Source organism: Microcoleus sp. PH2017_12_PCY_D_A, from assembly GCF_020738565.1.
Classification (GTDB): domain Bacteria; phylum Cyanobacteriota; class Cyanobacteriia; order Cyanobacteriales; family Microcoleaceae; genus Microcoleus.
The window spans coordinates 1-6,614 of the sequence record NZ_JAEQCI010000205.1; the positions used below are offsets into that span (position 1 = coordinate 1).

The 6,614-nt window shown below is 47.2% G+C and carries 6 protein-coding genes; 2 read left to right on the forward strand and 4 right to left on the reverse strand.

Going from position 1 to position 6,614, the window contains the following annotated elements:
* Nucleotides 1-55: 55 nt before the first annotated feature.
* From JGK39_RS32345 to JGK39_RS32360, 4 genes are all read right to left on the reverse strand, one after another.
* Nucleotides 56-526, reverse strand: a complete 471-nt coding sequence (locus tag JGK39_RS32345) for an AAA family ATPase (protein ID WP_293298850.1) — start codon at nucleotides 524-526, stop codon at nucleotides 56-58.
* Between the two features lie 68 nt (nucleotides 527-594).
* Nucleotides 595-2,391 (reverse strand): aspartate--tRNA ligase, encoded by a 1,797-nt coding sequence (gene aspS / locus JGK39_RS32350; RefSeq protein ID WP_293298853.1) that lies wholly within the window; start codon nucleotides 2,389-2,391, stop codon nucleotides 595-597.
* A 37-nt stretch (nucleotides 2,392-2,428) separates the two neighbouring features.
* Nucleotides 2,429-2,638 (reverse strand): hypothetical protein, encoded by a 210-nt coding sequence (locus tag JGK39_RS32355; protein WP_293261487.1) that lies wholly within the window; start codon nucleotides 2,636-2,638, stop codon nucleotides 2,429-2,431.
* A 543-nt stretch (nucleotides 2,639-3,181) separates the two neighbouring features.
* A complete protein-coding gene (locus tag JGK39_RS32360; RefSeq protein WP_293261490.1) occupies nucleotides 3,182-4,825 on the reverse strand; it encodes a trypsin-like peptidase domain-containing protein in 1,644 nt (547 codons plus the stop codon).
* 279 nt (nucleotides 4,826-5,104) lie between these two features.
* On the opposite strand from JGK39_RS32360, the gene JGK39_RS32365 reads away from it, so the two are divergent.
* Nucleotides 5,105-5,398 (forward strand): hypothetical protein, encoded by a 294-nt coding sequence (locus JGK39_RS32365; protein WP_293322630.1) that lies wholly within the window; start codon nucleotides 5,105-5,107, stop codon nucleotides 5,396-5,398.
* Between the two features lie 29 nt (nucleotides 5,399-5,427).
* Nucleotides 5,428-5,772, forward strand: a complete 345-nt coding sequence (locus JGK39_RS32370; protein WP_293322633.1) for a hypothetical protein — start codon at nucleotides 5,428-5,430, stop codon at nucleotides 5,770-5,772.
* The last annotated feature ends 842 nt before the right edge of the window (nucleotides 5,773-6,614 follow it).

Consider the following 6,614-nt stretch of genomic DNA (forward strand, 5'->3'; position numbering starts at 1 on the left):
CAACAATTAGGGCAACTAATTTCTAATGTCATATCACGCTATGGGAAACACTTCTCTAATTATAGCTTACTCCGATCCTTTCCTTCAGGGCACTACCAATTTCTGCACCACGCAAAAAATTGTAAAATTCCCTCTCGCTAATATCTAAAGCGTCGTTTTCGGATAATTCTACTCCTTCAAATTCTTGGTAAATTGCTCTCGACTCTCTCACTGCAAATTTACCATTTCCCGAAACACGAGTTTCTCCTTGGTAAGCATCAAATTGTTCTTGTTCTTTATTTTGAGGAAACAACCATTTAAGAGCATCTAGCTGGGGTTTGCGAGAATATTTAATTTCTCTGCGCCACGATGTGTTCAGCCATTCCAGCGGATCTAAGGGGCGACAATAGGTTGATATCGCCTCTAAAACGCTGGTTTTTCCTGAGTTATTCCCGCCAACCAAGATGTTGATTTGACCTAAGTCCTGCAAGTTCAAATCTCGCAGGCCTCGGAACCGATGGATGGTTAAATTGTCAAGGTGTTTCATAAACTTATGACTTAGTTGAGTTTGTAGGGTGCATCAAAACATTCAAGCCGCTCCGCACCCTACAATAACTATGACTTAGACTCTGACTTGGGTGTATAAGTCGATCGCACTTGCAACTCCTTCAACTGCTTCTCATCCACCCCAGCAGGCGCATTCGTCAGCAAACAACCAGCCTGCTGCGTCTTCGGAAACGCGATCACATCGCGAATCGACTCCTCGCCAGCCAACAGCATCACCAACCGATCCAAGCCGTAAGCAATACCTCCGTGGGGAGGAGTTCCGTACTCGAACGCATCCAGCAAAAAGCCGAACTTATTGTAAGCTTCCTCAGTCGATAAGCCGATCGCCTCAAACACCTTTTCCTGAACATCCCGCTGGTAAATCCGCAGAGAACCGCCGCCCACTTCCGTGCCATTTAACACCAAGTCATAAGCTTGAGCTCTCGCCGTCTTCAAATCGTGAATATCGTCAGGATGCGGCGCAGTAAACGGGTGATGGATGGCTTCTAAACGCTTCTCGTCAGCGTTCCATTCAAACATCGGGAAATCTGTCACCCACAGCAGATTAATTTTCTCTTTGTCAATCAATCCCAAGTCGTTACCGACGAACAAACGCAATCTATCCAAAGTCTTATTGACAGTTGTCGCGTCGGCTGCTGCAAACAACAACAAATGACCGGGTTTTGCGCCAGTGCGATCGAGCAATTCCTGTTTTTGAGCTTCCGTCAAATTATCCTTAATTGCACCGATAGTATCAATTTCGCCATTCTCCCGCACGCGAATAAAAGCCAATCCCTTCGCACCGGCTTCGCTGGCTTCCTTAAACAAATCGCCTTTTTTAATCCGTTCATTAGAAAAAGCATCATTCCCGCCCGGAATTGGCAAAATTTTCACAATTCCGCCCGCAGCAATCGCCCCGGAAAATACCTTAAATCCCGAATCTTTCATCAAATCGGAAACATCGACTAATTCCAAACCGAAACGAGTATCCGGTTTATCGCTACCGTAGCGATCCATTGCTTCGGCGTAAGTCAAGCGCGGGAAAGGAAGAGACAATTCTACGCCTTTCACGCTTTGGAAAATCTGGGAAACCAAACCTTCGTTTAATTCGATGATTTCTTCCAAAGACATGAAACTCATTTCCATGTCTAATTGCGTAAATTCCGGCTGTCTGTCGGCGCGCAAATCTTCATCGCGGAAACAGCGCGCAATTTGATAATATCTGTCCACACCCGAAACCATCAACAATTGTTTGAACAATTGCGGCGATTGCGGCAAGGCGTACCAGTCGCCCAAGTTGACGCGGCTGGGCACTAAATAATCTCTCGCACCTTCGGGAGTCGATCGCGTTAAAATCGGCGTTTCAACTTCAATAAAACCACCAACATCTTCCAGGTAGCGGCGCATAGCTTTGACAACTTGGTGGCGAAGCTGCAAATTTCGACTCATCCGATCGCGCCGCAAGTCCAAATACCGATATTTCAGGCGCAAATCTTCCCGCACATTTTCACTATCCGCCGTCGAAATCTGAAACGGTAACTGTTTCCGCACCGCATTCAGCAACTCAATCTCCGAGGCGTAAATTTCTATTTCACCCGTAGGTAATTTGGGGTTGAGGGAATCTTCCGGGCGGCTGGTGACTCTACCGGTAATTTTCACCACGTATTCGCCGCGCAAAGCCTCAGCGCCGTTATAGGAGTCAGGGGTGCGTTGCGGATCGCTGACAATTTGCACGATACCCGATCGATCGCGCACGTCGAGAAAAATCACCCCGCCATGATCGCGGCGGCGATCCACCCAGCCGTAAAGGGTGACAGTCTCTCCGATGTGTTTGCTTCGCAGTTCGCCGCAGTAGTAAGTTCTCATGGGTTGGGGGTTATGGACTAAAAATAAAGCTTTTTAATTATGCAGTATCCCTGAACATTGTGCTGAATGCAAATTCAAGGGCGATCGCGATCGCGGTTTTAGTGTTGAGTGCGTAGAGTCCCAGTGTTCGCCCAATTATAGCATCGATCAAAGCTCTTCTGTTGTATTGGCTGAACCGTGAAAGCTTTAATCCGTAACGCTTAATCCCAGTCGCACCGAAACTGCGCGCGCGATCGGCTATTGACATTATCCCTGTCCAGTTGACTGTAATATTGAGTTTGATATATTGTAACGGATTCCGGTTTACTAAGAAATTGGGTTGAAAACTCCGTCTTTATAGGACGGTTTTATAGTTTTTGCATTACTATCATATCCGGCTGTAGGGGAGTGATTAAACCGCAGAGGGCGCAGAGGACGCAGAGAGATAAAATAGAGAGAGGAATCATTTCGATGATGAGGGGATTTGATATAATATCCCGTGCCTTTTTTTTGTGATATTGCCTCAGGCTTTTTTGATTTTTACTAGATTTTTTGTTAGATATTGTCTCCGACCGATTAACCGCAGTAAAGTTAGTTCGTGTTAATTAGTTCGTAGTGTCAATTAGTTCGTAGTGCGGACTTCAGTCCGCAGCATTAAAGCGGACTGAAGTCCGCACTACGAACCGTTTTTGTTATGGTAATCGACCGGATATGATGAGCCATTTTTGGATAGATTTGCATTCATTTAGATTCCTTCATTACGTCGTTTGAATAGCGAATTTACTGCCCTCTACGGTTAATTTAAAAAATCCTAAATTCTTTTCCAAATCTTAATTTCTCCCAACCAACCCGCGCTCACAATAGTCTTAGCATCAGCGCTAATTCCTACAGCAGTAACATAGCCAGAATGTCCGCTCAAATTACCTCTCAATTGACCCGATCGCACATCCCACAGTTTTACGCTCTTATCCCAACTCCCAGTAACCAGCATACTCCCATCCCGACTGATTGCCACAGACCAAACTCCATCGGTATGTCCGCTCAAACGCCGAATTAATTGGCCGTTTCCGACATTCCACAACCCAACAGTACCGTTGCTGTTGCCGGCGGCCAAAGTTTTGCGATCGGGAGTAAAAGCTAGGGACAAAACAGACAAGTTTTTGCCACCAATCGTGCGAATTGCTTGACCTGTAGTTAAATTCCACAATCTAATTGAACCATCTTGGCTACCGCTAGCTAAAGTTTTCTTGTCGGGACTAATTGCCACAGCATTCACTAATCCAGAATGCCCGGTTAAAGTCCGCAGCAATTCCCCTGTTTTTGCATTCCAAATCTTAATCGTTTTGTCCCAACTGCCACTGACCACAAACTGAGCGTCGGGGCTGACTGCAACACTCGAAACAGCACCAGAATGACCGATCAAAGTGCGAACAACCGCGTTTGTTTCTAAATTCCAAATTTTTACTGTTTTGTCGTCACTGCCGCTAGCTAACAGGTTTCCATCCGCACTCGCTGCTAGGGTATTTATGGCTTCTGTGTGTCCTTGCACGGTAGTTTTTAATTGCCCGCTGGGAAAGTTCCAAACAGAGATTGTGCCGTTGCTATTTCCTGTGGTAAAAGTAGTGGAAGCTAGGGCAAGGGAACTGACAACTTCTGAAGGCCCTTTGAGGGTATTTGTGGCTGCAAAGGCGATCGCACTTCCGGGCTTGGGAGGCGGATTATTCGCCGGAGTTTTCGGATTTGCGGCTGTTGGCGATTGGGGAAGGACTGGTAGCGAAACAGTCGATCGCCATTTCATGAAAGTATTGATTTCTACTCCCGCCGCCACGATTTTATCCGAATTGTCTTCTAACCTGACAATGCCGTTAATTGCGACAACTTTTCCCGCATCGTCGAGCACTGGCCCGCCGCTCATGCCCGCTCTCACTAAGTTGTTGTATACCAAAGTATAACCGTTCAAGGGAGTTTGGCGGCCGGTAAATTGACCTTCCGTAGCGATGAAAATCGGCTGTCTCAGGGAACCGCCGGATATCGGCCAGCCAGCCACATAGGCCTTTTTTCCGGGAGTTGCTGGGGAATTGGCTAATTGAGCGAGGGGGTAGCTTTGAGGGCTGCTGAAGGGGACGATCGCTAAATCCGCACCGGGCATTCGCCGGATTAGCCCGTATGATACAGAGTGAGCTTGACCGTCGGGAGTTACAACCTCGTAATCGCCTGGTTTATCGACTACGTGCCAGTTGGTGAGTATATAGTATGTGCTACCTTGTTTCTCTAAAATTACTCCCGAACCGCCTTTTGTTCCCTGGATCCGCACGGTGATTTGTTTGGCGACGGTTTTAACTGCGTCGGCGGTTAAGGCTAGGGCGATTGGAGGTGATGTGAGTGGGATGAGGGCGATCGAGCTCAGGGCGATCGCAGCACTCAAAATAGCCGGAATTGTTCTGCTGTAGTTCATGATTGTGTCAATTTAACATACCCACATATCAACAGATGCAGAACTTTTCCGGTTTGTGGCGCGTTGAGGGTTGAGAATGTAAGGGTTAGTAGGGTGCGTCAGAACCCGAGTTTTTAGTGGACAATTGAAAGTTTAAGAGCTGATGCAAGTCTAGGCAAACACTTGCAAGGGTTGCGCCCTGGCAAGTGCCCGATTGGGTTTTGGATTAGAAAAAGCTGAAAACCAAGCTACTGCACGGATTGAAGACATCAAAACCAAGCTATTGGGCGGGGTGAAAGAATGATAAAGGCGATCGCACTCGGTAACAACTTTTTGCTGACTGCGATCGCCTCCAGCTTCCTCTGCTGGATGGCATCGCTTCACCCGAACCTGCTACTGTTCGTGCAGGCACTTTTTGCTCTCAAACTCATAGTCAGCGCTACCGCATGGCTGCTGGATGACGCAATTATTGCCATCCTGAAAATCGATTTACTACAACTCAGATTCCGGCTATCCCCCTGCACAATTTCATGCAGGGTGTTGCCCTGGCGTCCGGCTTTGCTTGCTGTTTTGAAGCACGGCGCTGTGCTCTGAAGGTAGCTAAGGCTGAAGAATTCGAGGCCATGAAAGAGCGCGCCATTGATGCCGACGTGGCAGATGAACTTAGCACCTCAATTTACGTGGCTGAGCAACAACGGCGGAACGAGGCAGAACTACTCATTGCGTCTAGTGGCGATAGAGAACTCCTAGAACGCGCTCTAGCGCTTAGTTCTGAGGAAGACGAACAGGAGAACGTTCAACGGGATCAGAACGATGATGACGAACTCCGAGAACGGATTCTGCAATTGCAGGCTCGCGGCTACGGCAAGGGCAAAATCATCAGCGAGATTTGGCAAGTCTCAAAAGGCGGCTCAGAGAAATACAAGGCTGCTGAGGCTGAGTATCGGCGACTGACTGGGGAGTCCTGAAACCCGCAGAGCGAGCCATTCGTCTAGTGCTTTTACCTTTAAACCCGACGAGTGAGTTTCTGGACGCTCGCGTTTCGTTTTTCGTTTCGTTTCAGGAGGTAAAAAAATAGCTTTTGACCAGGAGACCAAATTCTAAGGTTGTGAAATCGAGTAACATAGCAGCATGAATCTAGAGTCGCTTCACCAACACACCCATCCAAAACGTCTGAAAGAGTTCCTGAGAGAGAACTCTATATCGGACTTTGAAGCAATGCGAGTAATGCGCCCAAAATTTACAATATTTTGGCGGTACATCTGCAAATCTTTAATGCAGGCATTAGAGCGATTGGTCAAGGCAATAAACGCATCCTACCCAGTAGGTATTGATGTCTTGTCCCAGCTCTTTTCCTTGATAGAGGCTCTCAATACTGTTAAGCCAAAGGTTGAGGTAGTCGAGGTCTATGCCCCCCGTGACCCGCCTAAACCCTACAACTGTCTTCCGAAAGTCGAAATAGGTGGCTGCGCTCGCAGCGACTTACTTGTCCGCTCGCTGATTTTCTAGCGGGCGGTTCCACCTATGCTCTAAATTTTCCAAAAAAGTAAACGCCAAAAAACCGCTGCTATCTAATTGGAACCTAGCTTGCAACGGCTTTTTGGAAATTATCCACATTCAGACTCGTCTTAGGGGCGAGCTAAATTTCATGTACGACAATTCTACTCCGATCGGCGGTAAAGTTTCAAGCGGCATCGGCGCATTAATCACAAGACATCTCCAAAATAGTAACATTCATGGTAAAATGACATCACAAAGCTTTCTTAACACAGAAACATGAGCGACATACTAAATCATATTGAAGAGCATC